At 51.4% G+C, this 2,802-nt stretch carries 2 protein-coding genes; both read left to right on the top strand.

Translation table 11 applies throughout. The features are described 5' to 3' along the window. Positions 1-136: 136 nt before the first annotated feature. Positions 137-829 carry a type II secretion system protein gene (locus tag Q0J85_RS15390; protein WP_294483230.1) on the top strand — a complete coding sequence of 231 codons (693 nt, stop codon included), beginning with the start codon at positions 137-139 and terminating at the stop codon, positions 827-829. A gap of 13 nt (positions 830-842) precedes the next feature. Then, on the top strand, positions 843-2,802 hold a 1,960-nt coding region (locus Q0J85_RS15395; protein ID WP_294483233.1), incomplete at its 3' end, for a cellulase family glycosylhydrolase.

Below are 2,802 nucleotides of genomic sequence, written 5' to 3' on the forward strand. Positions count from 1 at the left end.
CACCCGGCTGATTGCCCCGCAGGTTTATCCGGGAGCAACTGTCCGTAAAGTTATGAAAGAACGTCACAATGCGCAGCTCATCGCAAGTGCGTTGCAGGTGTAAAAAAGAAGAAGAAACAAGGAAAGGATGCTTCTGATGAGAACAGAAAAAAGGTATTTTACACTGATTGAGCTTCTTGTTGTAATAGCGATCATCGCCATCTTGGCCGGCATGTTATTGCCGGCGTTGAACCGCGCGCGGCTCAGCGCCCGAACTACGAACTGCATTTCACAGATAAAGCAAAATGGAACTGCTCTCGGAATGTATTCGGATGATTACCGAGGACTTCCGCCTACTTTTTACACATTGGGCGGCGCAATCGGAAATGATCCTTCATGGTGCGCAACTGATGACGGAAAATATGCAGGATTAATGCTGGTTGCAAGCCTTAATTATTTAGGTGGAGTCGACCTTGAAACAGCCAAAAACGACAAAATCAGCCCAAAAATTCTCAATTGCCCGGTATGTGATCCCATGAAACCGCAAACAGATGGCAATGCCTGGAGAGTAATCTCTTACTTTTATGGCCGCGACTCCTACTTCGACGGAGGATTTTTCACTCCCAGACTGAAGCCCTATCCTCAATTAAAGAGGGAAGTATTGATTTACTGCTTCGGCAGCAATACCGTGATGGATTATGGGAGAATGGATGTTCATGGTGGTTCAACCGTTCTTTATAAGGCGGACGGATCGGCAGGAAAATACTCGAAAAACGCAATCTGGAATGGCAAGAAATCTTATCCCTGGAACCACCAAACCGAATTGATGCCGCACGTTGATTCTCTCTGAAAGGTTGATTCTCATGAAATACTGCATACTGCTTATTGTTACCTTGCTTGGCCTGGGCCTGCAACTTGCCGCCGAAATCGCCCTCCCCTTCGATCGGAAATGGAAACTTCCGCCGGGGGGGACGATCTCCGAATCGATTCTGACCGTTTCGGCGACAGATCCGGCCGTGCCCCAACTGGCATCGCATCCGGTTGATCCGGAGCCATACTTCGGCCGCTCCCTGATCGTGCGTTTTGAAGTGAAATACTCCGACGTCAGCAAGCCGGAGGAATCGTATAACGGCGTTAAACTGATGATCCACTATTTTGCGAACGGGAAACAGTACTGGACCAACTGTTCGCAGCTTTACGGTTCCTCTGACTGGAAGACAGTCACCGTGGAGCAACAGATACCAGGCGATACGGAATGGATTTTTCTGGAAACCGGACTGCAGGGAAGCACCGGCAAATTGCAAGTCCGCAATGTCGAATTGGTGGATTGGGACCCGAAAGAACTTCATCGTCCACCGGTTCCGTTACCGGAAAATTTCCGCTGTGAATATACCGAACGGGTTTTATCCCTGCCGCAATTGCGTGGAATGATGTCCCCTGTTGTATATCGAAGCGCTGACTTCCCGGCGATGCGGGAGTGGAATGTCAACCTCCTGCGTTGGCAGCTCCATCCCAACCCTCGCGAAGGAGAGAAGTACGCAGATCTGCTCGATCGCGACCTGAATATTCTCGACAAGGTTCTGGAACAATGCCAAAAGCTTGGAATCATGGTTATCATTGACCTTCACCGCGTTCCCGGCGGCAAGGAATTCAATCATGGCGCGGTTCAGGAAGAGGCAAAGCTGTTCGACAATCCGGAATTTGCTGAAGAATTTGTGGAGTCATGGAGAAAGATTGCCCGCCGCTATCGCGATTGCCCGGCGGTTTACGGGTACGACCTTTTCAATGAGCCCAATCAGAAAACGCCCCGCCGCATTGATTATCTGGAGCTGCAGTACCGCGCCGCGAAAGCGATCCGGGAAATCGACCCGGAAACGCCGATCTGCATTGCGGCAAATGACTGGAGCAGTCCGCGGTATTTCTCCTATCTTCATCCGCTGCCGCTCAAAAATATCATTTATAACGTTCACATGTATCGTCCGTTGAATTATACGCATCAACGGGTCGTCCCCGCATTAACCAGAATCTATAATTATCCCGGCAATGTTGACGGAAAATATTGGGATAAGGAAGCGTTGCGGCGTTGCCTGGCACCGGTGCGCGAGTTTCAGCAGAAATACGGCGCCCGGATCGTGATGAGCGAGTTCTCGGTCATTCGCTGGGCACCCGGCGGAGAACAGTATCTGGCCGACCTGTTGGCGTTGGCCGAGGAATATCAATGGGATTGGTGCTACCACGCTTTCCGGGAATGGGACGGCTGGGATCTGGAATACGGCAATCAATACAGAGATACTTCCTCCAAAGACCTGAACAATCCGCGGTTGAAGTTGATTCTGGATCTGTTGGCGAAAAACCGGAAACTTGATCTTTCCGGCGGCAGCTGGAAGCCGCAGACGACGCCGCTTCCCGCTGTTGACCTGACTTCCGAAGTTGTGAAAAAGCAGTTGACCGACGGACGGCGGCTTGATGAAACGGCGGCGGTTCCCACGCTGGAAATCACCCGGAAAACTCCCGGAAACACCTTCGTCGCCATTCCCCTGCCGCTTTCCATTTTGGGCGGACAGGAAGTAGTCCTGAGCGGAGAAATCGCGCATAAAGCGATTTCCCAAAAGCCGAAATCCTTCAATGGAGTCAAATTGATGCTGGTGATCACCGGTCCCGGCGGCGGCACCAACTATCTTCAGGTTCCGACAGGGGAAGGCGATTCCGGGTGGAAGAACTATGCACTCAAGACCGAGATTCCTTACGACGCCCGCAAACTCGAATTGTATCTCGGACTGGAAGGGGTTTCCGGCACGGCGAAATTCCGGAACATTCGATTTT

Source organism: uncultured Victivallis sp. (assembly GCA_944389935.1).
GTDB lineage: Bacteria > Verrucomicrobiota > Lentisphaeria > Victivallales > Victivallaceae > Victivallis.